Annotated in this window: 23 protein-coding genes; 5 read left to right on the top strand and 18 right to left on the bottom strand. The window is 60.8% G+C overall.

From position 1 onward, the window contains the following. Positions 1-16 precede the first annotated feature (16 nt). The 3 genes from KTJ78_RS01355 to KTJ78_RS01345 all read right to left on the bottom strand — a co-directional run bounded on the left by KTJ78_RS01355 (position 17) and on the right by KTJ78_RS01345 (position 3135). Positions 17-1258, bottom strand: a complete 1242-nt coding sequence (locus KTJ78_RS01355; RefSeq protein WP_217131956.1) for an MFS transporter — start codon at positions 1256-1258, stop codon at positions 17-19. Positions 1259-1319: 61 nt separating this feature from the next. Then, on the bottom strand, positions 1320-2684 hold the full coding sequence (locus tag KTJ78_RS01350) for a Y-family DNA polymerase (RefSeq protein ID WP_217131955.1): 1365 nt from the start codon (positions 2682-2684) through the stop codon (positions 1320-1322). After that, the gene (locus tag KTJ78_RS01345; protein ID WP_254259232.1) at positions 2674-3135 is read right to left on the bottom strand and encodes a LexA family protein; all 462 of its coding nucleotides are present in this window, start codon (positions 3133-3135) and stop codon (positions 2674-2676) included. The genes KTJ78_RS01350 and KTJ78_RS01345 overlap by 11 nt, the downstream gene beginning before the upstream one ends. A 66-nt stretch (positions 3136-3201) precedes the next feature. Here KTJ78_RS01345 and KTJ78_RS01340 point away from each other — a divergent pair, with 66 nt between their 5' ends. Genes KTJ78_RS01340 through KTJ78_RS01330 form a run of 3 tightly spaced genes read left to right on the top strand, consistent with a single transcriptional unit; the run spans position 3202 to position 4451 of the window. Next, positions 3202-3549, top strand: coding sequence for a metallopeptidase family protein (locus KTJ78_RS01340; protein WP_217131954.1), 348 nt, complete (start codon positions 3202-3204; stop codon positions 3547-3549). Next, positions 3550-3843, top strand: a complete 294-nt coding sequence (gene clpS, locus KTJ78_RS01335; RefSeq protein ID WP_217131952.1) for an ATP-dependent Clp protease adapter ClpS — start codon at positions 3550-3552, stop codon at positions 3841-3843. 11 nt (positions 3844-3854) lie between these two features. After that, complete coding sequence (locus KTJ78_RS01330; RefSeq protein WP_217131950.1) at positions 3855-4451, top strand: DUF2017 family protein; 597 nt, start codon at positions 3855-3857, stop codon at positions 4449-4451. Positions 4452-4456: 5 nt separating this feature from the next. Here KTJ78_RS01330 and dinB read toward each other — a convergent pair whose 3' ends face one another. From dinB to KTJ78_RS01280, 10 genes are all read right to left on the bottom strand, one after another. Continuing rightward, positions 4457-5614 (bottom strand): DNA polymerase IV, encoded by a 1158-nt coding sequence (gene dinB / locus KTJ78_RS01325; RefSeq protein ID WP_369807933.1) that lies wholly within the window; start codon positions 5612-5614, stop codon positions 4457-4459. A 50-nt stretch (positions 5615-5664) separates the two neighbouring features. Next, the gene (gene gatB / locus KTJ78_RS01320; RefSeq protein WP_217131946.1) at positions 5665-7164 is read right to left on the bottom strand and encodes an Asp-tRNA(Asn)/Glu-tRNA(Gln) amidotransferase subunit GatB; all 1500 of its coding nucleotides are present in this window, start codon (positions 7162-7164) and stop codon (positions 5665-5667) included. Continuing rightward, entirely contained in the window at positions 7164-8681 is a 1518-nt protein-coding gene (gatA, locus tag KTJ78_RS01315) for an Asp-tRNA(Asn)/Glu-tRNA(Gln) amidotransferase subunit GatA (protein ID WP_217131945.1), read from the bottom strand. Before gatA ends, gatB begins: the two co-directional genes overlap by 1 nt. Then, a complete protein-coding gene (gatC, locus tag KTJ78_RS01310; protein WP_217131943.1) occupies positions 8682-9002 on the bottom strand; it encodes an Asp-tRNA(Asn)/Glu-tRNA(Gln) amidotransferase subunit GatC in 321 nt (106 codons plus the stop codon). Between the two features lie 47 nt (positions 9003-9049). Further along, entirely contained in the window at positions 9050-9685 is a 636-nt protein-coding gene (locus KTJ78_RS01305) for a DNA-3-methyladenine glycosylase I (protein WP_217131941.1), read from the bottom strand. A gap of 105 nt (positions 9686-9790) precedes the next feature. Then, positions 9791-12124 carry an NAD-dependent DNA ligase LigA gene (gene ligA / locus KTJ78_RS01300; RefSeq protein ID WP_217131939.1) on the bottom strand — a complete coding sequence of 778 codons (2334 nt, stop codon included), beginning with the start codon at positions 12122-12124 and terminating at the stop codon, positions 9791-9793. Then, complete coding sequence (mnmA, locus tag KTJ78_RS01295; protein ID WP_217131937.1) at positions 12111-13319, bottom strand: tRNA 2-thiouridine(34) synthase MnmA; 1209 nt, start codon at positions 13317-13319, stop codon at positions 12111-12113. Before mnmA ends, ligA begins: the two co-directional genes overlap by 14 nt. 43 nt (positions 13320-13362) lie before the next feature. After that, on the bottom strand, positions 13363-14538 hold the full coding sequence (locus KTJ78_RS01290) for a cysteine desulfurase family protein (RefSeq protein WP_217132155.1): 1176 nt from the start codon (positions 14536-14538) through the stop codon (positions 13363-13365). Beyond that, positions 14538-15518, bottom strand: coding sequence for a tetratricopeptide repeat protein (locus KTJ78_RS01285; protein ID WP_217131935.1), 981 nt, complete (start codon positions 15516-15518; stop codon positions 14538-14540). Before KTJ78_RS01285 ends, KTJ78_RS01290 begins: the two co-directional genes overlap by 1 nt. A gap of 2 nt (positions 15519-15520) precedes the next feature. Then, a complete protein-coding gene (locus tag KTJ78_RS01280) occupies positions 15521-17425 on the bottom strand; it encodes a DUF8094 domain-containing protein (RefSeq protein WP_217131932.1) in 1905 nt (634 codons plus the stop codon). Positions 17426-17618: 193 nt separating this feature from the next. Here KTJ78_RS01280 and KTJ78_RS01275 point away from each other — a divergent pair, with 193 nt between their 5' ends. Beyond that, positions 17619-20723: a coiled-coil domain-containing protein gene (locus KTJ78_RS01275; RefSeq protein WP_217131931.1), complete on the top strand. Its 3105-nt coding sequence runs from the start codon at positions 17619-17621 to the stop codon at positions 20721-20723. Positions 20724-20799: 76 nt separating this feature from the next. Here KTJ78_RS01275 and KTJ78_RS01270 read toward each other — a convergent pair whose 3' ends face one another. Continuing rightward, positions 20800-22845: a GGDEF domain-containing protein gene (locus KTJ78_RS01270; RefSeq protein ID WP_217131930.1), complete on the bottom strand. Its 2046-nt coding sequence runs from the start codon at positions 22843-22845 to the stop codon at positions 20800-20802. Positions 22846-23033: 188 nt separating this feature from the next. On the opposite strand from KTJ78_RS01270, the gene KTJ78_RS01265 reads away from it, so the two are divergent. After that, on the top strand, positions 23034-23960 hold the full coding sequence (locus tag KTJ78_RS01265; protein WP_217131929.1) for a ribonuclease H family protein: 927 nt from the start codon (positions 23034-23036) through the stop codon (positions 23958-23960). Positions 23961-23972: 12 nt separating this feature from the next. On the opposite strand, the gene KTJ78_RS14075 is transcribed toward KTJ78_RS01265, so the two are convergent. The 4 genes from KTJ78_RS14075 to KTJ78_RS01250 all read right to left on the bottom strand — a co-directional run bounded on the left by KTJ78_RS14075 (position 23973) and on the right by KTJ78_RS01250 (position 26415). Beyond that, positions 23973-24176 (bottom strand): Rv1322 family protein, encoded by a 204-nt coding sequence (locus tag KTJ78_RS14075; RefSeq protein WP_501993651.1) that lies wholly within the window; start codon positions 24174-24176, stop codon positions 23973-23975. A gap of 88 nt (positions 24177-24264) precedes the next feature. Then, entirely contained in the window at positions 24265-24882 is a 618-nt protein-coding gene (locus KTJ78_RS01260; protein ID WP_369807920.1) for an aggregation-promoting factor C-terminal-like domain-containing protein, read from the bottom strand. Between the two features lie 45 nt (positions 24883-24927). Further along, a complete protein-coding gene (locus tag KTJ78_RS01255) occupies positions 24928-25500 on the bottom strand; it encodes a DivIVA domain-containing protein (RefSeq protein ID WP_217131928.1) in 573 nt (190 codons plus the stop codon). After that, entirely contained in the window at positions 25501-26415 is a 915-nt protein-coding gene (locus tag KTJ78_RS01250; RefSeq protein ID WP_217131927.1) for a phosphatidate cytidylyltransferase, read from the bottom strand. Position 26416 lies beyond the last annotated feature (1 nt).

The following is a 26416-nucleotide window of genomic DNA, read 5'->3' as shown; positions in this document are numbered from 1 at the left end:
GTCAGTCTAGCGAGCCTTACGCCTCGCCGACCACCCGAATACCCACGGTATTTCGCGAGCGGGCCTTATCTCGCCGCTCGATGTAAACGCTCAGCAACGCGAGCGCAAAACCTACGAGCGCGAGTGCGATACCAACCCAGCCGGGCGCAAGATAACCAAAGCCAGCGGCAATGACCGCGCCGCCAAGCCAGGCCCCAAGGCCATTGCCCACGTTGAACGCAGCATGGTTCACCGCCGCCCCGAGCAGTTCGGCCTCGTCGGCGATGCGGATCATGCGCGCCTGAATCGAGGGAATCAAGATCGCTTCGGTGAGGCCAATACTGAACACTGTCACGAAGAGCCCGACCGGGCTCGGCGCAACCCAGGTGTACACGAGCAGCGAGGCGACAAAGGTCGCAAAGCCAACGACAATCGTTCCCACGAGATTCCGGTCGCTCGCCCAGCCACCGATAAGGTTGCCGATCGTCATACCAAGCCCCATGACCGCGAGCACCCACGGCACCGCCGGTGGCTCGAGCCCCGTGATGCGCGTGGTCACCTCTGACACATACGAGTACACGGCAAAGAAACCGCCGAAGCCAATTGAGCCGACGGCAATCATGATCCACAGTCGGTAGTTCGCGAGGGCGCGCAATTCGGAGCGCGGGTCGCGGTCAGGATTCGCGGCGTACCGAGGCAAGAAGGCGAGTGCGAGGGCGAGCGTCGCCGCAAAAATAGCTGCCACGAGCACGTACGCCCAACGCCAGCCGAGGCTCTGCCCCAGCCAGGTTGCGAGCGGGACCCCGACGACGTTCGCGATCGTCAGGCCCGAAAGGGCAAGCGCGACCCCCTTGCCCTGGCTTCCCGGCCCCATGATGCGGGCCGCGATGAGGGAGGCCGCCCCAAAATAGGCGCCATGCGGAAGCCCCGCGAGCACCCGAAAAAGCACGAGGGTCTCGAACGTCGGAGCCGCCGCAGAGGCCAGCGATCCGCCCACAAACAGCACTAACAAGAGAAACGTGAGTCGCGTGTGCGAGGCCCTCGCCCCAAAAATCGCGAAGAGTGGCGCACCAATGACCACGCCGAGTGCGTACGCGGTGATGACAATTCCGGCCCGCGCGATCTCCTGCTGTGGGTTCGCCTCAAACCCAGGAATGAGGTCGCTCGCGATGTTTGGCAAGAGGCCCATCGAGGCGAACTCGGTCACCCCGATACCAAACCCGCCGAGCGCAAGAGCGATCAAGGCGATGGTGCGGCGCAGCGGCGTTAGCGGTTTCAAAGGTGCCCTTTCTCTTTGACGGTTCTCGCGCCCCCTTGCGCAGCAGGTTTTAGTGTAGCGGCTACGAGGCGCGCACGACACGCAGCTCGTCCCACTGGGTTGTCGCTCTTGGCGAGAGCATGTCGCGCCTCATGTTCCACACCGGCGCCTTTTGCAACCCACCACGTCCCACCCCAATGAGGCCGGGCCCCACACGCTCCTGAATGCGGTCGAGCGTCACGCCAATCTTTCGCCCCTCGAACTCGGGAACGAAGAGGTCGAGCGGCGCGAGCCTCGCCTCGGGAACGAGGTCGGTGAGCACGATTCCCGCACGCACATATCGCGTTCCCGGGAGCATCTTCTGAAGCAGCGGCGCCGCCGCTTTTGCGATGCGGATCGGCTCACTCGTGTGCGTCTCAAGCGTTGCTGAGACGTGGGCCGAGTGCCACGCGGCCGTGTTGTGGTGTGCGGTCATTGTCCACGCTGAGATGGTTTTTGCCACTTGCCCTTCAGAGCGCAGCCGTGCGCTGACTTTCTGCGCGTAGATCGAGAGCACCTGCTGCATCTCCTCTTGCGTCGTGACCGGCCGTGAAAACGAACGTGAAAAAATGAGCTGGTCTTTGTACTCACGCGCCTCGGCGAGTTCGATACATCGAATGCCTCGCAGTTCGTACACGGTTCGCTGCAGCACCACTGAGAAACGCTTGCGCATCTCGCCCGCGTCGCAGTCGCGCAAATCTTTCGCGGTGTGAATGCCCCTCGCGGTCAGTTTGTTCGTGAGCTTACGGCCAACGCCCCACAGTTCACTTACCTCGACCTCGGCGAGTAATGCGTCGGCCCCCTCTGCGTCGTGCTCGTTGAAGTTGCATATCCCGTCAAAGCGAGCGTTCTTTTTGGCGCCAATGATCGCGAGCTTCGCGAGCGTCTTCGTCGAGGCAATGCCGACCCGCACCGGAATGCCTGTGAGCTGATAAATCTCGTCTTTGAGCTTGCGGCACTTCTGCGTCACCTCAGCCGGCGAGCCGTTGAGCCCGATGAAAGCCTCGTCAATGCTGTACACCTCTTGCCACGCCGCATGCCTCCCAATGATGTTCATAACCCTGGCCGACATTGAACCGTAGAGTTCGTAGTTACTGGAGCGCGCGACAAGCCCCTGTTTCGCGGCACGCGCGCTCAACTGAAACCAGGGAATGCCCATGGGAATCCCGTAGGCCTTGGCCTCGTGCGACATCGCAACGACGCAGCCGTCGTTGTTTGAGAGCACGAGCACCGGGCGACCTTCGAGTTCAGGGTGAAAGACTCGCTCGCACGAGGCAAAAAAGCTCACACAGTCAACGAGAGCGATGCTCTGCCGGTGAGGTTCGTGCCCTGCCCCGCCAATACTGTCGGCACCGACGCTCTCGGTGCCGGCGCTCTCGACCACCGTCGCATCCCCTTCATCGAACATGGTGCAAGCACCTCGTCACGACACCCCAAATGCGCAACTCTGAGAGCTCTTCAACGACAATATCTGGGTAGCGAGGGTTTGCGGCGCACAGCACGACCCCGGAATCAGTTCGCTGCAATCGTTTGACAGTAAGATCACCGTCAAGCACCGCAATGACCACATCGCCGTACTGGGGCTCTGCCGCACGGTCGACGATAAGTTCATCGTCGTGACTGATCCCCGCTCCCACCATCGAGTCTCCCGCGACGCGTACGATGTATGTCGCGGCAGGATCACGAATGAGGTGCTCGTTGAGGTCGATCTCACCCGAGTAGTAGTCTTGCGCAGCCGAGGGCCACCCCGCGGGAACGGCTTCGAGCGCCGCACGCAGCGGCACCCGATGGGGCGCCTGCCGCACCCCACTCACGAGGGCGACGCCGCGCGTTTCATCACAACCCATTGATTCGAACATATGTTCGATCATACTCGCTTCCCCGCGCCTGGCACAGTTCTCACCGACACAGGGTAAAGTAAAGCCATGCACGAGGTGACGATCGAAGAGTTCGAAGAGCTCGTCTCGCAGGGTATCGATTCCTTGCCCGACGACATGCTCGAAGCACTCGACAACGTCATTTTTCTCGTCGAAGAGGCCCCGACCGATGGCAGTGAGGTGCTCGGTGTATACGAGGGCTTTTCGCTGCAAGAACGCGGTGACTACGGGTACGGCGAAGAGCCTGACCGAATCATTCTCTTTCGCGAGCCCCTCTTGGCACACTGCGCTGACCGAGACGAGCTCGTGCGCGAAATTCGCGTAACCCTCGTTCACGAGATTGCCCACTTCTACGGGCTCGACGAAAACCGAATTCATGAGCTTGGGTGGGGCTAGATGACTGACACTTCGTTACAACACGAGAGACAGCTTCGTGAAGATGCGCTCCCGTCAACCCCGTGGCAAACCATTGTGTGGGATGACCCGGTGAACCTCATGTCATACGTCACCTATGTCTTCCGCAAACACTTTGGCTACTCGCTCGATCGCGCCGAATCACTCATGCTCGAGGTGCACCGCGAGGGCAGCGCGATTGTTGCCGAGGGGTCGCGCGAGTCGATGGAATTGCACGTCGAGGCGCTCCACGGCTACGGCCTCTGGGCTACCGTGCGAGAGGGGCATATGCCGTGAAAATTCTCGTCATGCAGGTCGGCGAAATCACGATCGAGCTGCACCCCCAAGAGAGCATCATTCTCAGCAATCTCGTGGGCCAGCTGCTCGGCCTTTTGCAGTCGCACAGCAGCGCCCCACTCGATCCCGATCCGCTGCTTGCAAGCTATGAAATTGGCGGCACCGATTGCCTGCCCGCCGACCCAGCCCTCGCAAAGCTGCTGCCGAACGCTTACCTTGACCCGAGCCTCGCGGCCGAGTTTCGGCAGGTCACCGAGCAGGGCCTTCTCAACCGCAAGATTGAAGACGCGTTGCTCGTTGCTACGGCGCTCAGCGGCGGCGTTCCCGAGCACATAGAGCTCGAAGAGCTGCTCGCGTGCGAAGACCCCGAGGGCACGATTTTCTTCTTGACCGCCGACACACTCGAGCCGTGGGTGCGCACGCTCACGGCGCTTCGCCTCTCGATCGCCGCGAGGCTTGGCATCGAAACCGAGCAGGAGTACTCGCAGCTTCGCGAGCAGAGCGAGCACGAAGAAACCTTCGTGATTTACGAGTGGCTCGCGACGCTCACCGACATGCTACTGCGGTTTGCCCCGGCACTCGAGTCATTCTCTGACGAAGAAGAGTAGCCGAGCTACCGTTCTTCACCCCCGCCGCCGAGCAGCCTCGCGGGGCCGAGCATCGAGCCGAACTTCCCTTTGGCTTCATCGACCGTCTGATCGAGTGAGCGCAGTCGCTCATCGTCGTTCCATAGCCCCGCAACGACGTCGCCTTCGGGCATGAGGCCCTCGCCGCGAACACCGAGCAACCGCACGGGCCGACCGTCGGGGTCTAGGGCGCGCAGGAGTTCAAGCGCGGTGAGGTGAATTCTGCGCGTCACGTTGCTCGGCTCGGCGAGTGTTCGCGACCTCGTGACGGTTTCAAATGAGGCCCAGCGCAGCTTAATCGAGACGGTTCGTGCAACGACTCCATGACTGCGCAGCCGTTGCCCCACCTGCTCGCTCATGCGTAAGAGCTCTCGCTCCAGCGCGGGCAGGCTACGAATATCGGTCTCGAAAGTGTTCTCTTGCCCGATGCTTTTTTCGACGCGCTGCGTCTCAATGACTCGTGGATCATCGCCGCGAGAGAGCGCATACAGTTTTGCCGCGGCCGCTTTGCCGACGGTGCGTTCGAGCGAGTCAAGAGGTTCGCTCGCGAGGTCGCCGAGGGTGTGGATCGCGCGGGAGCGAAGCTTCGTAGCCGTAGCCTTCCCAACGCCCCACATGGCTTCGATGGGGAGCGGGTGCAGAAAGTCGAGGGTGCGCGTGGGGTGCACCTCGAGCAAACCGTCGGGTTTAGCCCTCTGCGAAGCAAGTTTGGCGACGAACTTTGTTGCCGCGAGGCCGACTGATGCTGGAAGGCCGGTCTCAGCGTAAATGCGTTCGCGAATGCGCTGTGCGATCTCTCGGGGCTCGCCAAAGAGTTTCATGCTGCCCTGAACATCGAGAAAGGCTTCGTCGATGCTGAGGGGCTCAACGAGCGGGGTGAACTCGTGAAAGATAGCCATGACCGCTTGTGAAGCCGCCCGGTATTTCTCAAAGGTGGGCGTGATGACCTGCAGTTGCGGGCAGAGCTGCCTGGCCCTGGCAACGGGCATTGCTGATGAGACTCCGAAGCGACGGGCCTCGTAGCTGGCACTCGCGACGACTCCGCGGTTCGCCGCACCGCCGACAGCGACCGGCTTGCCCCGCAGATGCGGCGCGTCGAGCAGCTCAACCGAGACGAAAAAGGAGTCCATATCGACGTGAAGGATCGAGGCGACAGTGCGCCTCGATCCTCCTGCGTCGACCTGTGGGGTGATGGCTACTGGCCTGCCCGCTCCATGATGAGCTCACGAACGCGTGCGGCGTCTGCCTGCCCACGCATCGCCTTCATCACCGAGCCGATGATGGCACCGGCGGCCTGAACCTTGCCGTCGCGAATCTTCTCGAGCACGTCTGGCTGCTGCGCGAGTGCCTCGTCGATGGCTGCAACGAGTGCGCCCTCGTCAGAAACGATTGCGAGGCCCTGCGCGTCAACGATCTCCTGTGCCGAGCCTTCACCGTCAATCATTCGCTGAATGACCTCGCGGGCGAGCTTATCGTTGAGCGTTCCAGCGTCGACCAGCTTCACGACCTGCGAGATCTGCTCGGGGGTCATCACGTCGGTCGGCTGAGCATTGCGCTCTTTGGCGATGCGAGCCACCTCACCGGTCCACCATTTACGGGCGGTCTGGGGTGCGACACCAATCGAGACGGTCTCTTCGATCGCGTCGATGAGGCCTGCGTTGACGACGTCCTGAAACTCAAGCTGGCTGAACGCCCAGGCATCGCGAAGCCTGCGCCTGCGAAGCGTTGGGTGCTCAGGAAGTGCTGCACGCAGCTCTTCGACGAGTTCACGAGAGGGGGTCAGCGGCGCGATGTCTGGGTCTGGGAAGTACCGGTAATCGTCGGCGTCTGACTTCGGGCGACCGGGTGAGGTCTCGCCGGTGTCTTCGTGCCAGTGACGCGTCTCTTGCGTAATCTCAACGCCGCGGTTGAGCAGTTCAGCCTGGCGCTGAATCTCGAAGCGCACTGCGCGCTCGATTGAGCGCAGCGAGTTCACGTTCTTCGTCTCGGTGCGGGTACCGAGCTTTCCCGAACCGCGCACACTCAGCGACACGTTCGCGTCGCAGCGAATATTGCCTCGCTCCATGCGCGCGTCTGAGATGCCCAGCGCTACAACGATGTCACGAATCGTTGACACGTACGCAGCCGCGATCTCTGGCGTGTCTGCTTCGCCACCGAAAATCGGTCGCGTCACGATCTCAACGAGCGGAACACCGGCGCGGTTGTAGTCGACCAGCGAGTACTCTGCTCCTTGAATGCGGCCAGTAGCGCCACCGATGTGGTTGAGCTTGCCCGCATCTTCTTCCATGTGGGCACGCTCGATGGGAACGTGGATCACTCGGCCAGAGGCCAGCTCGATTTCGACGCTGCCGTCGTAAGCAATCGGGTCATCAGCCTGCGAGGTCTGATAGTTCTTCCCGAGATCTGGGTAGAAGTAGTGCTTGCGCGCGAAGCCGGTCACCTCGCGAATCTCGCACCCGAGCGCGAGGCCGAGGCTCATCGAGTAGCGAACCGCTTCTTCGTTGACCGTCGGCAGTGAACCGGGAAGGCCGAGGCAGGCGGCGGTGAGGTTCGTGTTCGGTTCAGCCCCAAAGGTGTTGGGAGCCGTCGAGAACATTTTGGTCTTCGTGTTGAGCTCGACGTGCACTTCGAGGCCGATGACCGGCTCAAATAGTTCGAGTGCCTTGTCAAAGTCCATGAGCTTGGTTTTTGCCATTATGCGCTCGCCTTTCCCGAGAGTGCTGGAATGGACTGCCAGAACGGTGCCCCATCGCGAGCAGCGACGAGGTGTTCGAAGGCAGCGCCCACGCGGTATGCCCGGGCATCTTCAAAGGTCGGTGCGATGACCTGCAGGCCAACGGGCAGCCCGTCTTGCGCGACGCCAACCGGAACGCTGAGCGCTGGCATACCCGAGAGGTTTGCCGCGGTGAGCATCGAGTCGGTCAGCAATCCCGCATCGGGGTTTACCTGCTCGTTTGCAAAGCGCTGGGCGGTCGTTGCCGAGGTCGGGGTGACGATCACGTCTACGGTGGCAAACGCCGAGACGAGTGCCTCGGTGATCTGGGCGCGCACGCGCTGTGCCCCGATGAAGAGACGATCGAAGTTGCCCGCAGACAGCGCGTAGGTGCCGAGCAGCAGTCGCCGCTTCACCTCGTAGCCGAAGCCTGCGCCGCGGCTCGCGCTCATCACGTCTTCAACGTTTGCGGCGCCCTCGGGCACTACGCGCTGGCCGAAGCGAACCGAGTCAAACTTCGCGAGGTTACTCGAAGCTTCTGCCGACATGAGCAGCATGTACACGGCAGCACCGTAGGTGAGCGCTTCTGCGTCGATCTCAACGATCGTGGCTCCCTGCTGCTTTGCTTCAGCAATCATCGCGTCGAAGTGCTGAGCGACGTCGGGCTCAACGGCATCGGTTGCAAATTGCGAGACGACACCGATGCGCAGCCCCTTCAGCGACTCACCCGTTGCACCCTCGCGTGCTGCGGCAGCCATCGAGGGCCACTCACGCTTCGCCGAGGTTGATTCGTGTGAGTCGAAACCGACGATCACGTCGTGCATAAGCGCGGTGTCGAGCACGGTACGCGCGCATGGGCCCACCTGGTCGAGCGATGAGCCGAGGGCGATCGATCCGTAGCGACTCACCCCACCGTAGGTTGGCTTCATGCCGACGGTTCCAGTGAGCGAGGCAGGCTGGCGAATGGAGCCTCCCGTATCGCTGCCAAAAGCTAATGGGGCCATAAACGAGGCCACGGCTGCTGCCGATCCACCGCCTGAGCCACCGGGAACACGATCAAGGTTCCACGGGTTGTGGGTGTTGCCGTAGGCCGAGGTTTCGGTCGTCGAGCCCATCGCGAACTCGTCCATGTTCGTTTTACCGAGCAGCACGAGGCCAGCCTCACGGGCCTTGGTCACGACCGTCGCATCAAAGGGTGAGCGATACCCCTTGAGAATCGCAGAAGATGCGGTCGTGGGCATCTCGGTGGTGACGAGCACGTCTTTCACCGCGACGGGAACACCCGCGAGTTCGTGCAGGCTCTCACCATCGGCCCTGCGGGAGTCGATTGAACGGGCAGCGTCAAGCGCCTGCTCGTTCGTAACGAGGAACGCGCCAACCTGGTCGTTCACCTCGTCGATCCGGTCAAGGTGTGCCTTCGTGGCTTCTTCAGCCGAGACCTCACGAGCCTGCAGCTTCTCAGCGAGCTCAGCGGCGGTCAGTTGCGTCAGTGCACTCATTTACTGTTCGCCTCCCATGATTGATGTAACGCGGAACATGCCATCGGTCACCTCAGGGGCGTTCTCAAGAGCCTCATCGAGCGAGAGCACCTCTTTCACCTCATCGGGCCGCATCACGTTCAAATCTTTAATCGGGTGACTCATCGGGGTTACCTCTTGATTCGCAAACCCCTCTACCCGCTCGGCATACGCAATAGTTGCGCTGAGGTCGGCAGCAAGGGCCGTCGCCTCTTCGTCGGTGAGTTCAATTTGCATAGTCTGAGCGAGACCCCGCACAGCTTCTTCGTTCATGACGCCGTGGTCGGCGCTTTTCTCGGGCATACTTCTCCTGGTCAGTGTCGGAGCGAACCACCCTATTCTACGCCTTTTCAGCCCGCAGAGCTCTGAAATGGCGCTTCGAGCTCGGTGCGCGTGCCGTCAACGTGCCAAAGGCCCGAACAACCCCTGCGAAAACTGTCTCGAATATGCAGGTCAACAATGCCGATTGCTGACATCAACGCGAACATCGTGGTCGGGCCAACCATCGAAAAACCGTGGCCCTTGAGGCGCTTCGCGAGGGCCACTGATTCTGCCGAGGTCGTGGGAGCCTCGGCGTTCTGCTCAAAAACCGGCGATTGTGCAGGTATGTGCGACCAAACAAGTTCTGCAAGGCCACCACCGTAGTGTTCCCTCAGCGCAAGCGTCTGTTGAGCATTCGTCACGGCAGCCCTCACCTTGCGCTGATTCCGAATGATTCTGCTGTCACCGAGAAGTCGTTCGATGTCGCGCTCGGTATAGCTCGCAACACGCTCAGGGTCAAAACCGTCGAAGGCCTCGCGAAAGCCATCACGACGCTTGAGAATCGTCAACCACGAGAGACCACTCTGAAACGCCTCGAGACAGAGCCGCTCAAAAACCCCGGTCTCATCAGTGACCGGCATGCCCCACTCGGTGTCGTAATAGTGCTTCAGAATCGGGTCGCCCTGCGCCCATTCGGTTCTCACGTGCTCACGTTCTTGCAGCATCGGCTCTCCTCCACTCATCGGGCCCTACACTCAGCCTATGGTTTCGCAGTGGCTCACGGGAGTTATCCACAAACTGCAGCCCTCGGGCCTGCAACAAGGACAGCGTTAACGGTCAAGCCCCTCGGGCCCATGTTTGAGAAGCGTCACAAACTGTGCCGCGTCGAGTACCCGAATGCCGAGCTCTTCGGCCTTCGTGAGCTTCGACCCCGCCCCCTCACCGGCCACGACGAAGTCAGTCTTCTTCGAGACAGAACCGGCGGCCTTGCCACCTGCTGAGACAATCGCCTCCTTCGCACCGTCACGGGTGAAGCCCTCAATGCTTCCCGTCGCGACAACCGTGAGACCAGACAGCACGCCGCCAGCGTCTTCGGCCGCGCCAGGTCCCGGGTGCCCCGGAGTCTCCCAGAGCACTCCAGCTGCTGTCCAAGCATCAACGATCTCGAGGTGCCAGTCGACCTCGAACCATGCGAGCAGTGACTCGGCGATGATTGAGCCGACGCCGGGCGCCTCGGCGAGTTCGTCGGTCGTTGCCGCGCGAATCGCTGTGAGCGACCCAAACCAGTCAGCGAGTGACCGAGCCGCAACGGGCCCCACGTGCCTGATGTTGAGCGAGACCAACAAGCGCCAGAGCGGCTTCGTTTTCGCCGCTTCGAGTTCTTCCAGCAGACGAACCGCGGTTTTCGAGGGCTCTACCTGACGAAAGTCTTTGCGAACGCCCTGCGCACGCCGTTCGGCTGCGGTGAGCCCCTCGGCCCCAGGCGGATACGTCAGCGTCACCTTTTGAAACGGCGCCCTGCGAACCGGGTCGCCAGTCTCGGGGTCACGCTTCACCTCGCCCGTCTCGGTGTCTTTGACGAGCACCTCAATCGGCACGAGATCGTCAATATTGAGTGCGAAAAGGCCTGCCTCGGTCACGAGCAGTGGCGTTTCAGGCGACTCGGGCCTCGTGAGTGCTGCCGCGGTAATCTCGCCAAGCTCTTCGACGTCAAGTGCACCGCGAGAGCCAATGTGCTCAACTCTTCCCTGCACCTGCGCGGGACATGCCTGGGCATTAGGGCAGCGAAGGTCGATGTCGCCCTCTTTCATCGCGCGCAACGGCGTGCCACATTCTGGGCAGCACTCCGGCATGTGCCAGACCGTTTCGCTGCCATCGCGCAGTTCGACCACGGCCCCGAGAATCTCGGGAATGACGTCACCGGCCTTGCGCAGCACCACCGTGTCACCGATGAGCACACCCTTTGCCTTCACAACCTCCTGGTTATGCAGCGTTGCCTGAGACACTGTCGAGCCAGCGACCTTCACGGGCGTCATGACGGCGTACGGGGTTGCTCGCCCGGTTCGCCCGACCCCCACTTTGATGGCCTCAAGCTTCGTGTGCACCTCTTCAGGCGGGTACTTCACCGCGGTCGCCCAGCGTGGCGCCCTACTCGTCATGCCGAGTTCGCGCTGCACCGAGAAGTCGTTGACCTTGACTACCGCGCCATCGATGTCGTGTGGAGCCTCCTGCCGGTGCTCACCGTAGTAGTCAACGAATTCGATGACCTCTGAGACGCTCGTGAGCACGCGCGAGAATGGCGAAACTGGCAGCCCCCACGCCTCACAGAGGTCGTACACTGCCGACTGGGTCGCGACCGGGGCGCCCTCCCAAGCACCGATACCGTGCACAAAGAGCGAGAGTCTGCCGAGCCTTGCTCGCATGATCTCACGCTCAGCCTCGCTGCGCTTTTCGGCTTTTTGGCGGATCGTGCCCGCAGCCGTGTTGCGCGCGTTGGCAAACTCGGGAAACCGTGTGGGAATCTCTTCGGGCTTCTTGCCTCGCGCGAGCTGGTCTCGCTCGAAGGCCTCCTGAAACTCGTGTTGCTGTTCGTTCAGCGCAAGAAAGTTCTCGCGGCTCAGGAAAATCTCGCCTCGAACCTCAACAAACTCGGGAACCGATTCTCCCTGGAGGCGTCGCGGAATCGCGCCCACCCACTCGATATTCTCGGTGATATTCTCTCCCACGCGGCCGTCGCCGCGCGTTGCAGCCGATTCAAGCACTCCGTTTCGGTAGGCAAGGCTGATCGCGAGCCCGTCAATCTTGAGCTCGGTAAGCCACTCGACGGGTCCTGCCTGCGCCGTGGTCTTCTCGCACCACTCGCGAAGCTCATCGTTTGAAAAGACGTTATCGAGACTGAGCATCCGTTCGGCATGCTCGTGCGGCGGAAAGCCCGCGGAGTTCGTCGGTGCACCGACCCGCTTCGTCGGGCTGTCCTGCCCGCTCAGCTCGGGGTATGCCTGCTCAAGCTGCTCGAGCCTGCGAAACAGAACGTCAAACTCGGCGTCTGAGACCTCACTTACCCCGTCGTAGTAGCTCGCACGGTACCGTTCGATCTGCTCAGCAAGCCCCTCTGCCTCGGCACGCGCCTCGGCAAAGCCCGGTACATCGCTACGCGGCTCCATGGGTCTCTTTCATCAGTGTCTCAGCTTGCGAATCATCGTGTGCTGCCTCGCCCTCTCCCGAGGGGTTTGCAACTGAGCGGGAGCGGTCGATCGTGAACTGGCCGAGCACTCGGGTACCGATGTACAGCACCGCGGTTTGGCCGGGAGCGACCCCGAGCAGTGGCTCATCAACGTCGACAATAACCTCGTGGGTCGCGTCTTTTCTCGTGAGTTCGGTGCGCTCGGTGACCGGGGCGAGCCTCGCGGTCGCAGGAACGGGGTCGGCGTGGGCACGAATCTGCACCTCGCAGGCAAAGGGTTCTGCGAGATCAATGCCGGGCTCACCAGCCCACGAGAAGCGGCCGCCGGCGATCTGCTCGACCGCGAGTTGCTCGCGCGATCCGACAACCACCTGGTTTGAGACCGGGCGAATCGAGAGCACGAAACGCGGTTTTCCGTCGGGGGCCGGGTGGCCGATTGCAAGCCCCTTTCGCTGACCAATCGTGTAGCCGCGCGCGCCATCGTGGGTGCCGAGCACCGCGCCAGACTCGTCAACGATCTCGCCGGGCTCGCGGTCGAGCTTATCGCTCAGCCAGCCACGGGTGTCGCCGTCGGGAATAAAGCAGATGTCGTGGCTGTCAGGCTTCTGTGCAATCTCGATACCTCGCTCGGCCGCCTCGGCACGCACGAGGTCTTTTGAGGGCGTATCGCCGAGGGGAAAGTAGCAGTGGCGCAACTGGTCTTCGCGCAGAACGCCGAGAACGTACGACTGGTCTTTTGCCCATGCACTCGCTCGGTGTAACTCGATACCGTGCGGCCCCTCGACAACGTTTGCGTAGTGGCCGGTCGCGACCGAGTCAAAACCAAGAGCGATGGCTTTGTCGAGCAGCGCCTGAAACTTAATCTTCTCGTTACAGCGCATGCAGGGGTTTGGCGTTCGACCGGCTTCATACTCGTCGACAAAGTCTTGCACGACATCATCGTGAAAGCGCTCGCTGAAATCCCACACATAAAAGGGAATGTCGAGCTGGCTGGCAACACGCCTCGCGTCCATCGAATCTTCAATGGTGCAGCAGCCGCGCGCTCCCGTACGAAGCGTTCCTGGCATGCGTGAAAGCGCCAGGTGTACCCCAACAACTTCGTGCCCCGCTTCGACTGCTCGTGCGGCTGCAACGGCCGAGTCGACCCCGCCGCTCATCGCTGCTAAAACTTTCATTCTTCCATCCTACGCGGCACGATTTGCCGCATCGAGTGTCGTGTTAGACAAGCCCCGCGTTGCGCGCATGTTCGTATGCGGCGGGTAGCGCCTGCACGAACGCGTCGAGCTCTTCGTCTGTGGTGTCGCCTGAAATGGTGATGCGCAGCGAACCGATCGCTTCATGCTCGGGCAGCCCCATGGCGAGCAACACGTGCGAGGTTTCTTGCACCCCGGCCTGGCACGCAGAGCCCACCGAGACCGAAATACCCTGGGTATCGAGCAGAAACAGGAGTGAGTCACCCTGGCACCCGCTAAAGGTGAAGTGGGCGTTGCCGGGAAGGCGACCTGGCCCCGCCGGGTTCGATCCACGCAAAACCGCTTCTGGAACGGCCTCTGTGACCCTGGCGATGAGCCGGTCACGCTTCTCGGCGAGTCGCTCGGCGTACGCTTCGACGGGACCGAGGTAGTCAAGAGCCGCGGCAAAAGCAACCGCACCGGCGACGTCTTGGGTGCCAGAGCGACCCCGCTGTTGCGATCCGCCGTGCAGCAAGGCCTCGGGCTTGGCGTCGCGAGCAATCGCGAGCGCGCCAACGCCAACCGGGCCACCGATCTTATGCGCCGAGACGCTCATGAGCTGGGCGCCCCAATCGTCGAAGTGCAACGGCACCTGACCGAGCGCCGCAACGGCGTCAATGTGCACCGACACTCCCGCACGCTTCGCGACCGCGCAGAGCCCCCGCACATCGGCAATACTGCCTACCTCGTTATTGGCGAGCAGCACGGTCACAAGAGCAACGCGGTGCGCGCCAACCTCGGTGATGGCTGCTTCGAGTGCCTCAGGCGTCACGACACCCTCTGCGGTAACCGGCAGCCAGAAGAGCTCTGCCCCTTGTCGCGCCTCGGCCCACATCGCGGCGTCGAGCGTCGCGTGATGCTCGGTGCGCGGCAGCATGATGACATTGCGATCGGGGTTGCCCGCGGTGGCGTGCCACAGCATGCCTTTGAGAGCGATGTTGATCGACTCGGTTCCTCCCGAGGTGAAGGTCACCTCGACCGGTTCAGCGCCGAGCGCCTCAGCCACCCTTCGCCGAGCATCTTCGAGGTACACCCCGCTGTCTTGTCCGTGGGCATGAACCGATGCGGGGTTGCCCACGATCGCGAGTGCTTCACTGTACGCCTCTCGCACCGATGCGGGCATCGGTGAGGTTGCGGCGTGGTCGAGGTAGCTTCTTGGCATCACGAAAAGAGCAGGTTTGTGAGCCTTGCCCTCGCAGCGGTAACACGCGGATCAGCCTGGCCCGCGACCTCAAAGAGTTCAAGAAGGCGCTCACGAATTCGGTTGCGATCTTCGGGAGTTGCCGCCGGGAAGAGCTCAAGCAGTCGCAGGAATGCGTCTTCAAGGTGCCCACCAGAGAGGTCAAGGTCAGCGACGAGCATCTGCGCATCAATGTCAGTCGGATTTGCGGCGGCCTCATCACGCACCTGACCGGCATCAACCCCGGTCAAGCGGTCGAGCAGGCGCACCTGCGCAAGCGCGGCCTTCGCTTCTTCATCGCGTGGGGCCCGCGTGAGCACCTTCTCGTAGGCCTCGATTGCCGCAGGATAGTCGCCACGCTCAATCGCTTCGAGTGCCGGTTCGTGCTCGGGGTTCACGGCGGGTTCGGGCGCTGTCTCTTCAGCCCCGGCGTTCAAGTCGGGAGCGTTTACCCGGCCAGTTACCCCCTGTTGCGCCGCAACCGTGAGCAACTGAGCGTACACCTCACGAATTTGCTCAGCGGGTTGCACCCCTTGAAACATCGGAATGGCCTGTCCCGCGATCACGGCAACCACCGTTGGCAGTTGCTGCACTTGGAAGGCTTGCTGCAGACCAGGGTTTGCTTCTGCGTCGACCGTGGCCAGCAGCACACGTCCCTCCAGCTCGCGCGTTACCGAGACGAGGTGGGGTTCGAGTTCATCGCACGGCTCACAATTCGGAGCGCCAAGCGTTACGACCACTGGTACAACTTGCGAGAGCTGCATGAGCTGTTCAAAGGTATCGTCGGTAATCTGCATGACGATTGACGGAACATCAACCACAGGCGCTTGCCCACCGGGTTGTGCCGCTCCGGCACCGGGGTGCTGAGCACCCGGGTGAGCAGCGCCCGCACCCGAAGCCTGCTGTTGCGCGCGGTTTACAATACCGCTGAGATCTACTGCGCCACCGCTAAACTGTGCCATCGTTAATCAATTTCCTTCTTCGTTCCGGTCGCGCCGATCACCTGGGTCGACGAACCGAGAATCTGAATACTGTCTTTCGAGTCTGCAGTTGGCACGTAAAAAAGCACGCTGTGCTGCCACTGCCGAGTCACCTTCGAGTACGCTCCGTCGAGACCGAGGGCTTTCTCAACGTCTGAGAGCTTCACGAGGTCTCGCTCACTCTCGATTTCCATCACGTGATCTTCACGGAGGGTCGCAACGATGAGCGCACCACCCTGGCCCGTCGAGAGTGTCGCAACCGGCTCATCGACCGCGGTCACACTCTCAGAGCATTTGAGGCCCTCGATACAGTTTTGGGTAGGCCAGTTTGCTCCGAACTTCTCGAGCAACGCTTCGTTTTCAAGCGAAAAGAGCTCTGAGGCTTCAACTTTGTCGGAGCCCTGCTGCAAAATACTCGCGAAGGTCTCGGCAGTTTCTTGCGGCGATAGGCGCAGCGTCTTGATGTCGTTCGATAACACCGCGGTTCCCTCGTCAAGTGGAGCAGCGGCTGGCATCTCTATGCCACCACGAAGTGAGATCGTGCTAAGCACCTTGTAGTTGTCACGCGGGCTGTCTTGACGCAGGAGCAAAACGACAGTCGGGCTCTGGTCTTCAGCCGGCTCGACCGGGTCAACCGTCTCGTCATCGGTCGCTTCGCTCTCTTCAGGAGCAGCATCGTCAGTCTCTTTTTCCTGCTGTTCCTCTGCCTCGGTGTCGATGATCGAGTCGCTCGATTCGACGGTCAGGAAGAGCGTACGCGGCCACTTCTCAGTGCTCTGAATCAGGTCGTAGCGAAGACGTTCCGTCGTGAGAAATGGCAACGGAGCTGTAGCGTCATTAGCCGCACGAACCTTGTAGTTTGCGGTTCGCTCGGCAAGCGCTGCTCCGGCAAATCGTGATTCGATAACCGAAGCATCAAGCTCAGCATCGCCCTCATTCGCGACCGATACGACACGGTCAAGAATGCGATCGATCTGCTGGTCGGTGACCGGAACGACCGCGAGATTTTCATCGACCGTGGGCTCGCTCGTGACGGGCTCGGGCTGGGCTGGCTGTGGCCAGTACGATGCCGAACAGCCCGAGACCGCGACACCAACGCTCAAAACGCCGGCCACGGCAAAACCGAGGCGTGATCCGCGTCGAGAAGAAGATGAGCTACCGGGAGCTGCACCCTTCGAACGGCGTACGCGACGGTTTCGTAGGCCCAAGAACGGCCCTCTTCTTCCGCGTCGTGGCCCAAGACCACGGCGATCATGATCAACGGCGAACAGATACAAGATGATGCCAAGCGCAGCGAAAAGGCCACCGGTCACGAGCAGTGGGCCGGCAAGCGGGGTACCCCGTTCCTGAGCCCAGATGACGTAAACTTCGGTGGGTGCCGAAGGCTTATCACCGGCCGTAACGAGCAGTGCTTGACTTTTTTCAGGAGACACGGCGACCTTGAGACTTGTCTCACCGTCGTATTCGTTAAGCCACAGATCGCTTCCTTGTGGGTGTGCGACGCTCTCAGATTCGGCATCAGCCTCGTCTTCGCTCTCACCCTCCTGCTCAGCCGCATCTGTTTGCGCTTTGGTGTGCTTCGAGGTAATTTCACGGCGATCGGTTACCTGCTGGGCGGTTGAATAATTACTCTCAGCAAGCCAGCCATCGATATCACGCTGTTCAGCAAGAGCAAGAAAGACATTCTCGCCCGAGACGACAACCGATGGGTTGCCTTCTTCGAGCTCAAAGATTTCTGCCGGAATCACGACGTACTCAGAATCGTCAGTGATCTCGGTGATCTCGTGCTTCACGCTCGTTTCAGGCGCCAAGAACGTTCGTTGCCCAATACCCAGCACGAGTAGCACCGAGGCAGTGAGCAAAGAGAGAATCGCAAAGAAATATCGCACGCGGCTCCTGTTCCGTTTTGCGCCATAACGTTAAAGAGAAGTGTATGTCAGAGCGCGAGGCGCCATAATGCACACTATTCTAGGCGGTATCCTTTATTCTTGTCTGAACGTGACATATTCGCTACAGGCTCTTCTGAGCCTCCTGTGCGCGGTCGCCTGAGCGGCCACCGCCGATCAAACAGAGGATAAAAGATTGACCGCAACGCCCCACAACTTCACCACTGCTGTTCGCGGGTACCGCCGGCAGGAGGTCGATCAGGCGGTCGCTTCACTCGAAGCCAACATCGCTGAGCTCACCTCGCATGTGCAGCAGCTTCGTGAAGCGCATGAATCGCTGGGAGCAACAAACGAAGAGCAAGTGTCGCTCATCGCCGAGCTGCAGGAGCAGGTCGAAGAGCTCGGGGCAACCGGCTACAGCGGGCTTGGCCTGCGCGTCGAAAAGAGCCTACAGCTGGCAGAAGACCATGCCACACGACTCATCGCCGAGTCAGAACTCGATGCTGAGCGTTTGCGTTCACAATCTGAAGCTGAGTCACAGCGCCTCCTGCAGCAGGCCCAGAAGACCGCTGATGAGCTCGTGAGTGGCGCACAGGCACAGTCAGACGAGCTCCTCGCCTCGGTGCAGCAGCAGGCCGATGAGCAACGAAAGGAACTCCAGGAACGCTACGACACCCTCGTCGAAGAGGCCGAGGCGCGGGCAGCGAACCTATTGAACTCTGCGCAGTCTGAAGCACGACTCCTGAATGAGCGAACCGATCGGGAGACACAGGCGCTGATAGCGAAAGCGCACAACGAAGCAAAGCAGCTCCTCACGGCGGCTCGCGAAGAAGCGGCTGCTCTGCACTCAGAGACGAGCAGCGCCCGCGCGAGCTTCGAGCAAGACCGCGACGAGCAGCAGCGCGCATTTGACCGTGAGAAAGCTGAGCTGCGCGAAGAAATCGCAACCGCCCGTGCAACTTTCGCTCGAGAGCAGGCCGACCAAAAGGCTGCCCTTGAGCAGGAACACGCTGAGCGCACACACGCGCTCGAATCGTCGCACGAGGCACGCACTCTCGCTTTTAATGCCGAGGCCGACTCGCTGCGCGAACGCATCAAGAGCGAACGAGAACAGCACGCCGCCGCCCTCCAACAGGAGCGAGCAGAGCACGAGCAGCACCTCGCGGCCGAGGCCGAGGCACAGGAACTTAAGCTCGTCGCACTGCAAGCGAACGCAACGCGGGCAGTCGAAGTTGAACGTGCTGCACACGAGCAACAGCTCGAAGCCCTCGCCCAACAGGCCACGCTCACGCGCAAGCACATTCAAGACCAGCATGAAGAACGTCTCTTCCTCAGCCGCGAAGAGCACGATCAGGCGCTCCTTGATGAGGCCGAGCTCCAGCGTGAAAAGCTTGCCCGCGAGCTCGCCGCACACACGGCTCAGCTCACGAGCGAACGAGATGAGCACCGAGCCGAAATTGCTTCAGCTCTCGAGAAACACGCCGCCACCCTTGAACGTGAACGCGCGCACCACGACGAGGCCCTCGAGAGTGAACGCAACGCACACGAAAACGCCATTGCCGCAGAACGAGAAGCACATAATACCGCGCTCACGAGCGAGCGCGAGGTGCACGACCGCGCTCTCGCAACCGAGCGTGAAGATCACGACACACGCATTATCACCGAGTACGAGCGCCACGAAGCTCGTCTCGTTCGTGAGCGTGAAACCCACGAACGAGCCATCGCTGCCGAACGAGAGGCTCACGAGTCAACAATCGCGTCTGAGCGTGAGGCTCACGACGCTGCGATCAAGTCAGAGCGGGAGGCCCACGAAGCGACCCTGCTCGCCGAACGTGAGACGCATGATGCATCGCTCGCCGAAGAACGAGCCGCCCACGACGAGGCGCTCACCACCGAGCGTGCCGAGCACGAGCAGAGCATCGCTTCTGAACGGGCTGCGCACGAAGAACGCATCGCTACCGAACAAGAGGCGCATGACCTCGCTCTTCGCACCGAGCGAACCGAGCACGCGACCTCGATTGCTAACGAGCGCGAAGCCCACGAGCTCTCGCTCACGACGAGCCAGACCGAGCATGACAACCGCATTACCGCAGAGCGCGAGGCTCACGAACGCCGCCTCGCTTCTGAGCGAGCTCAATATGACGAGGCCATCGAACTTGGTCGCGCCGAGCACGAAGCGATGCTGCAGTCAGAACTCTCTGCTCACAATGCCAGGATTGCCTCTGAACTCGCTGCCCATACCGCCTCTGTTGAGCGCGAGCGCAGCGAACACGAAACCCGTATCGCCACCGAGCTTGCTTCACACGAGGCGCGTGTCGAACGCGAAACCGCTGAGCTCGCGACGACGCTTGAAGACGAGCGTGTTGCCCAGCAGACACAGCTTGCGCTCGAACTGCGCACCCACCAACAACGTCTCCAAGATGAACGCGACCAACTCGCTGCCGAGTTGCAGCAGGATCGAGACGAGCACGCGGCAAAGCGCGCGATCGACGAGGCGGCGCAGGCTGAAGAACGAGACCGCCTCATCTCTGATCTCGACGCCGAACTCACGCTCAAGCGCACCGAGCACGAGCGTGTGATCGCGAGTGAACTCGAAGCGCACCGCGCAGAGATCACGAGAGAAAACGAGCAAGCCAAACAGCAGCGCACATTCGAGCATGACGAGATCGTGCGTGCCGCAGTCGAACAGGCCGCTCTGCTTACAGCACAAACCGAAGCTGAACTTGAGGCTGCCCGCACATCGCAGCAAGAGGCGCTCGCCCACGAGCGCCAGGAGTTTGAAGCCTACGAACGAACCGTGCGCGAAGAGATCGAGGCCCTTCACCGCACGAACGGCGCCGCGGTCACGCAGAAGATCGCTGAAACTGAGCAACAGCTCAAGGAGCGTTACGATGAGGCCACACAGGCAGCTGAACACGAGCTCGCCGAGGCGCGTGAGCAGCTCAACTCGCTAACGGTGTTGCTTGCCTCACAGCGCGACGAGCTCGAAGCCACGAGACTTCGCACCACCAAGGTGGCGCAAGACATCGAGCTTCAGGCTCAGCAGCGTGCCACGAGCATCATTGCAGAGGCCGAACAACGGGCACGAACCACGTACGATTCAGCTGCTGACCGCGCTGCGAAGGTACTCGCCGATGCCGAAGACCGCATGGCCCAGCTCAAGGTCGAACGTGTCGCGGTCGCACGCTACTTCGAAAGCCTGGGTGAGGTTATCGGTAACGCAACCCGCATGAGCACCGATGCTTCATCGAGCATTGAAGTGCCCGTCGAAACGAACGAGGGCGACGCCGAGGAGCGCTAAGAGCGCGAAGCAGGTGCATCAGGGGCCGGGCCGCGAAAGCGTTCCCGGCCCCTCCATTTTACCCGTGGATCGCGTGTTATGAGGGCGTCGAGAACAGCACGTCGTCGGCTCTCGCAATGAGCGTGTCAACGGTATCTCCGGGCCGAAAATCAGTCACACCAACGTGCATGCCAATTGGCCCGGTCAGCAAGATGCGGCGAATTTTCTGCTCTGCCTCATCAACCCTCAAATATGGCACGAGCACAAAGAACTCATCACCTCCCAGGCGCACGAAAATGTCTTCTGGCCCGAGGTTCATCGTGAAGTGTTGGGTTACGGCTTTAAGCACACGGTTGCCTGCCGAGTGGCCCCCTGAGTCGTTCACCTGTTTAAAGCTAATGCAGTCGAGCATAACGGCCGAGAGTGGGTATCCGGCTCGTTCGGCACGGGCTAACTCGTTGAAGCCATACGCAGCGAGGCCGTGTCGGTTGAGCGCGCCGGTGAGCGAATCATGTTCGACAAAGGCTCGCGACCTGCTGTAAAGGTACGAGCTGAGTTCGAAGAGAATGCAGTACACGATCGCGCCGTAAATGACAGCAGTCGCAATGAGGCGTTGCTCGACAGTGTTGCCGTCGAGACTGCTCTCGAGCAGAAGCGGCAAACCGAGCAATAGAAGCCCCGAGATAAGCAGCCCTCGAGAGGCCTTTGTCCCTGAAAAAGTACCGAGGTAGAGCGCCACAAGCGAGGTCGCATACAGGAGCGCGATGCCGTGTGTCGTTGACTCAACGAGAAGCGCCGAGACAACCATGAAGCTGAGCAACACGGCGGCCGTCCAGAAACAAGCTTTCGCAGGATACCGGTTGCCAAACCAGAGCGGAAGAACGATCGAAACGAGCGACAGCGCACACGCCGAGAGCGTGAGCCAGAGGAGCCCACCGTGCACTTCGGGAGGGTTGATGAGCGTGCCCACGGTGACGGGAACGAGAACAAAGAACCCGAGCGTCGCGCTCATAATCGAGAACGAGGTTTGGCGTGGCAGCCTAAAGCGGTGCTTTCTCGGCGGTTTTACCGTGCCCTGCTCAGGAATATCGACGGGTCCCGTTATCAGCCGGCCGTCTGGTTTTCTTGGCCTCGACAGCTTCTTTTCATAGAGTCTCGCATCGGCACGTTCAAGGAGCGTCTCAACCGAGTCACCGTCGCGTTTTTCGCTGAGTCCCCAAGACCAGGAATGCACCGCATTCATCTGAAGACGGTTGAGCACCTGCAAGGCCTCGCCCGCCGTCGTGCGTGGAAAGATGAAGAGAAACTCGTCGCCACCGACACGACCAATCGTGTCGTACGAGCGCACTGTGTCTCGCCAATGCTGAGCGCTCGTGGCAAGAATGCTGTCACCATACGGGTGCCCGTAGGTGTCGTTAAGCTGTTTGAATCCGTCCAAATCAATGAGCACAACTGTCAACGGTTCCTGGTTTCTCTCAGCACGTGAAAACTCGCTCGCCAGCCGCACCTGGGTTCCTCGACTATTCAGCGTTTGTGTGAGCGAGTCGGTGTGCGCCGCGAGCTTCATGTTTGTTCTGAGGTACGAAGCCAAAATGAACGCGAGTCCCATAATGCACAGCGTGTACAGCGCAATCGCTGGGGTCAATATCGCGCTCTTGCCCACCGCAGGGCTCAGCCATACGCCAACCCCGATAACCATCACCGAACCGAGAAACATCGTCCAAGCGTGGCGCGGTGGCCAAAACCACCCGAGATACATGACGATCGCTGGCAAAATATGCAGTGCCGTACTCGCGAAAACCGGTGTGTCACCGAAGACGAGGTTGGCGACGAGCGCGCCAATGACGAAGAAGAAACCGAGGGCACCCGCCCACTTCGGGAACCGCTCTTTGAGAATGAGTGCGGCAGCGATCCACACCACCGCCAACACGCCCGAGACAATCGAAACCACAATCTCGGCCGGATTATCGGTCATGCCCTGCCAGTTCATGAGCACGTCGCACAGAACCGTAACGAGTAACCACAGCGCATTGAGCCCCGTGATTGCCCAGAAGACGCTCCGGTCGCTCTCTGCTGAGCTGCGCAGTGGTGCGAGCGTGCGCAGGAGCACCTGGCGGCGGCGCACGAGCCTCGAAGCGGGCATCGCTAGTGCCCTACGACGTTCATGAGCGGTTCATCGACGCAAGCAATGGCGCGAGTGTGCGCGCCTACGACGGCATAACCACTCCCCCACCCGTACACCCGTTGAACCGCCTCCCCGAAACCTTCTGCAATCACTCCTACAATAACTGATGGATCGCTTTTGTACAGTGAGCGCGAATGGAGTAAATCATGACGATCGTGGCAGCGGCCGATGGCTCGGCACTCGGCAACCCGGGAGCCGCTGGATGGGCCTGGTACATCGATGAGCAGAACTGGATGGCAGGAGGGTGGAAACACGCCACAAATAACCAGGCCGAGCTCATGGCCGTTCTCTCGCTGCTCACAGAGACAGCTGCCACGAATGAACCGCTGCACGTGCTCTGTGATTCCCAGTACGTCATCAATTCGCTCACAAAATGGATGCCCGGGTGGAAACGCAAAGGTTGGAAGAAGTCTGACGGCAAGCCTGTCTTAAACCGTGAGCTGCTCGAACAGCTCGACGAAGCGTTGCGCGGCCGCAAGGTCACCTTCGAGTGGGTAAAGGGTCACGCGGGACACCGTCTCAACGAGCGCGTCGATGACCTCGCGCGTGACGTCGCAACCGCTTTTCAGCGCGGCACAGCTCCGAACACCGGCCCCGGCTTCTCGCGGGACCAGTCAAAGACCGAGGCGGATCACGACGCGGCCGAAACCCGAGATCAAGAAGAGAACGCGACCCCAGACATTGCCCCTCCCTCGCTCTTCGACCTCTTCGAAAGCGCTGAACCACAGCAGAGCTCACCGGGCGCTGAAACCCAGTCAGCAATCGTTTCGGCTGACGCTCGGCTGCGAGTGGCGTGCGAGCGCCGCGACCGCGCCGCGATCCGCGCACTGCTGCACCCCAGCATGAACGCCATCGTCTCGGGAGCAGAACGCGCGCTCACGGCCCGGGAATTTGTCGATCACGCGACGACCGGTTCTGGCCTCAGCACACAGCGCGACATCGAGACACACGACATCGCCCCGGGCGTCGCACAATCGCTGCGCATCGGTTCAGCGTCGCGCGAGCCCGTTCAGAGTGCCCTCTGGGTGCGCGATACCGACGTCTGGCTACTTCGTTTCTGGCAGGAATCTTAGTCGAGCAGACAGTTATGAACTGATTCGCCAGCAGTGGGCGTGCCAGTGCCGTCGTTCGGTCACTGCTGCCCCATCGCCAAAGATGTGCTCCGCACTCCATGCCACGACGTGCGCCTGACCACGGGCAATTGACTGACCGCAGTCTGGGCACCGGTATTCTTTTTCGGCGCGGTGAGCAGGAACCTCACGCACGAACCACTCCCTGCCCCGCTTCACCACTTTGCTCGCCCCGCCGTACGAGAGACGCTCAACGTCTCCTTTGGGGGTTACTGGGCGGCGACGGTTTTTTCTCGCCACCGCTAAATCACCACCAGTGGTTCGATGACCAGAAAGCGTAGGCGCTCTCCCAGCTCCCGTAGCGGCCGACGGCGTAGCCCTCGGCCCAAGTCAGGTTTGCAACGGGGTCGTAGCCGCCGCCAGGAACCTTGCTGCAGGGGTATGCCTGGATGAGACCGCACGCTCCTGAAGAAGCGTTCGTAGCGTTAGGATTCCAGCCGCTCTCGCGCGAAGCAATGAAGTCAACGTAGCCCCAGTTTTCGGGTGCGATACCGGCGGCGGTCATCCAGGCCTCCGGTGATCCGCCCCCGCTGTAGGTTGGAATCGGAGCCGCAATCGAGGGCTGTTGAGCTTCGGTGACTTCTTCTTCGGGCTCCGGCTCCGGTTCTGGTTCTGGCTCAGGGAGCGTCTCAACTTCGAGGGCCGCAAGATAGTGCTCGGCCTCGGCACTCGCAGCGGCAATGGCCTCTTGCGTTGGCACCTCGCCTGGCTGATACAGCGCAGATACCTCAGGTTCGCTCGACCATGAAAGCTGTGGCGCAATCGCCACCATGCCGAACAGCGCAATAACCGAGCCAAACGTGAGCCCGTAGCGCAGACGGTGCATGAAGGGTGATGATGCTGAAGTTTTTACTGAGACAGACACAATGAAGACAGTTTACCTATTTTTCTTAAAAAAGTATCAATATTGTTATCTTTGCGACAACAGGTACTCGACGACGGCATCAAGAAACGCGTCAACCTGCGCTTCGTCGTAGCCTCGTCGTTGCGGGTAAAAGCGAACGGTGCGCACGTCGTTCACACGAACGTCGAGCCCCTGGTCCAAGCGATCAGCAAGCTGATCGATGACAGCGTCAACCTGTGAGATACGGTACCCAGATGAGAAAATACTGCGCCGCGTGAATCTCGCACCCCGGTCCCTGCGCATGCGAAGCGCCAAGTCGCTTCCGAGCGACTCGATGCTCTTCTCCCACTCCTCGAGGCCGTTCTTCGTTTGAAACGCCCGTCGCTCACGGTCAAACAGTACCTCTTCGAGTCGGTCAAGTGCGGCGTCAACGAACCTTGGGTCGTAGCCCTTCTTCGTAAATTCAAAGCCGCGCCTTCGAATCATTGAGGCTGTGACCTGCTCGCCTGCGGCGGCGTCGCCCTCGTAGGTTGCCTTAATGCGATCGAGAAACTCGTCGACCTCGCCGACTCGGTAGCCCTTCACCTTTCCCTCGGTCAGAGGAAAAGGTCCTTTCTGCGCCTCGGCTGATTCAGCCATTTACACACTCCCCGTTATGACCATGATGAAGTAGACAGGAACGGTCGAGGGCAGCAGGGAGTCGAGGCGATCAAGAAAACCGCCGTGACCCGGAACCCACGAACTCATGTCTTTAACACCAAGGTTGCGTTTGATGAGCGACTCGGTCAGGTCACCGATCGTTGCTGTGATGACGAGCATCACCCCGAGCAACCCCCCGAGCCACCAGGGCAGCTCAAGCAAAAACACCGCACAGATAATTGCAACCGTAACACCAGCGACAACGGCCCCGGCAAAGCCCTCCCAGGTTTTATTCGGGCTAATGCGGGGAGTCATCTTATGTTTACCAAGCGTCACACCCGCAGCGTATGCCCCAACGTCAACTGACACGACAACGGCGACGAGTGTGAATACCCACCACTCACCCGATTCACCGTGAACGATGAGAATAGCAATCGATGCCAGCAGCGCTACATATGCAAGGGTAAAGAGACCTGAGAAGACGTCGCGCACAAGGGTTTTCGGCGGCACTTCCCACTGCGGCACGAGGCCCTCAACAAGCCTCCAGACGCCAAGGACGATGAGACCTGCAACAAAACCGCCAAGCATCCCTTTGGCGCCATACTGATATGCACCAAAGAGAATAAAGAGACCGCTGATGGCCACACCGATGCGCGGTACTCTGCGACCGGCCCCCCGGTACGCTGTTGCGAGTTCGATAAGCGCCACAATCACGAGCAGCGCGACGACACCCGCAAACACTGGTTTTGCGAGGAACAACGAGAGCAGAAAAACGGCGCCGAAAACGAGCCCCGAGCCTATCGCAAAGAAGAGGTTTCGCCCCGCCTTCTCTTCGATACGCGCGCTGGCCTCATCGAACTGCGTTTTCCGCTCTTCCAAGCGGTGGCGCAGGTCGTCGCGAAGCTCCTCTGACATA

Source organism: Leucobacter chinensis (assembly GCF_019049105.1).
GTDB lineage: Bacteria > Actinomycetota > Actinomycetes > Actinomycetales > Microbacteriaceae > Leucobacter_A > Leucobacter_A chinensis.
The sequence above is the reverse complement of the archived record's forward strand: the minus strand, read 5'-3'. Positions and strand labels throughout refer to the sequence as shown.

Coding starts and splice junctions, on each gene's coding strand:
- KTJ78_RS01350 (WP_217131955.1), bottom strand. CDS start 2,684: ATGTTCGATGAAGGGGATGCGACGGTGGTCGAGAGCGCCGGCACCGAG.
- KTJ78_RS01345 (WP_254259232.1), bottom strand. CDS start 3,135: ATGTTCGAATCAATGGGTTGTGATGAAACGCGCGGCGTCGCCCTCGTG.
- KTJ78_RS01340 (WP_217131954.1), top strand. CDS start 3,202: ATGCACGAGGTGACGATCGAAGAGTTCGAAGAGCTCGTCTCGCAGGGT.
- clpS (WP_217131952.1), top strand. CDS start 3,550: ATGACTGACACTTCGTTACAACACGAGAGACAGCTTCGTGAAGATGCG.
- KTJ78_RS01330 (WP_217131950.1), top strand. CDS start 3,855: ATGCAGGTCGGCGAAATCACGATCGAGCTGCACCCCCAAGAGAGCATC.
- gatB (WP_217131946.1), bottom strand. CDS start 7,164: ATGGCAAAAACCAAGCTCATGGACTTTGACAAGGCACTCGAACTATTT.
- gatA (WP_217131945.1), bottom strand. CDS start 8,681: ATGAGTGCACTGACGCAACTGACCGCCGCTGAGCTCGCTGAGAAGCTG.
- gatC (WP_217131943.1), bottom strand. CDS start 9,002: ATGCCCGAGAAAAGCGCCGACCACGGCGTCATGAACGAAGAAGCTGTG.
- KTJ78_RS01305 (WP_217131941.1), bottom strand. CDS start 9,685: ATGCTGCAAGAACGTGAGCACGTGAGAACCGAATGGGCGCAGGGCGAC.
- ligA (WP_217131939.1), bottom strand. CDS start 12,124: ATGGAGCCGCGTAGCGATGTACCGGGCTTTGCCGAGGCGCGTGCCGAG.
- mnmA (WP_217131937.1), bottom strand. CDS start 13,319: ATGAAAGTTTTAGCAGCGATGAGCGGCGGGGTCGACTCGGCCGTTGCA.
- KTJ78_RS01290 (WP_217132155.1), bottom strand. CDS start 14,538: ATGCCAAGAAGCTACCTCGACCACGCCGCAACCTCACCGATGCCCGCA.
- KTJ78_RS01285 (WP_217131935.1), bottom strand. CDS start 15,518: ATGGCACAGTTTAGCGGTGGCGCAGTAGATCTCAGCGGTATTGTAAAC.
- KTJ78_RS01270 (WP_217131930.1), bottom strand. CDS start 22,845: ATGCCCGCTTCGAGGCTCGTGCGCCGCCGCCAGGTGCTCCTGCGCACG.
- KTJ78_RS01265 (WP_217131929.1), top strand. CDS start 23,034: ATGACGATCGTGGCAGCGGCCGATGGCTCGGCACTCGGCAACCCGGGA.
- KTJ78_RS01255 (WP_217131928.1), bottom strand. CDS start 25,500: ATGGCTGAATCAGCCGAGGCGCAGAAAGGACCTTTTCCTCTGACCGAG.
- KTJ78_RS01250 (WP_217131927.1), bottom strand. CDS start 26,415: ATGTCAGAGGAGCTTCGCGACGACCTGCGCCACCGCTTGGAAGAGCGG.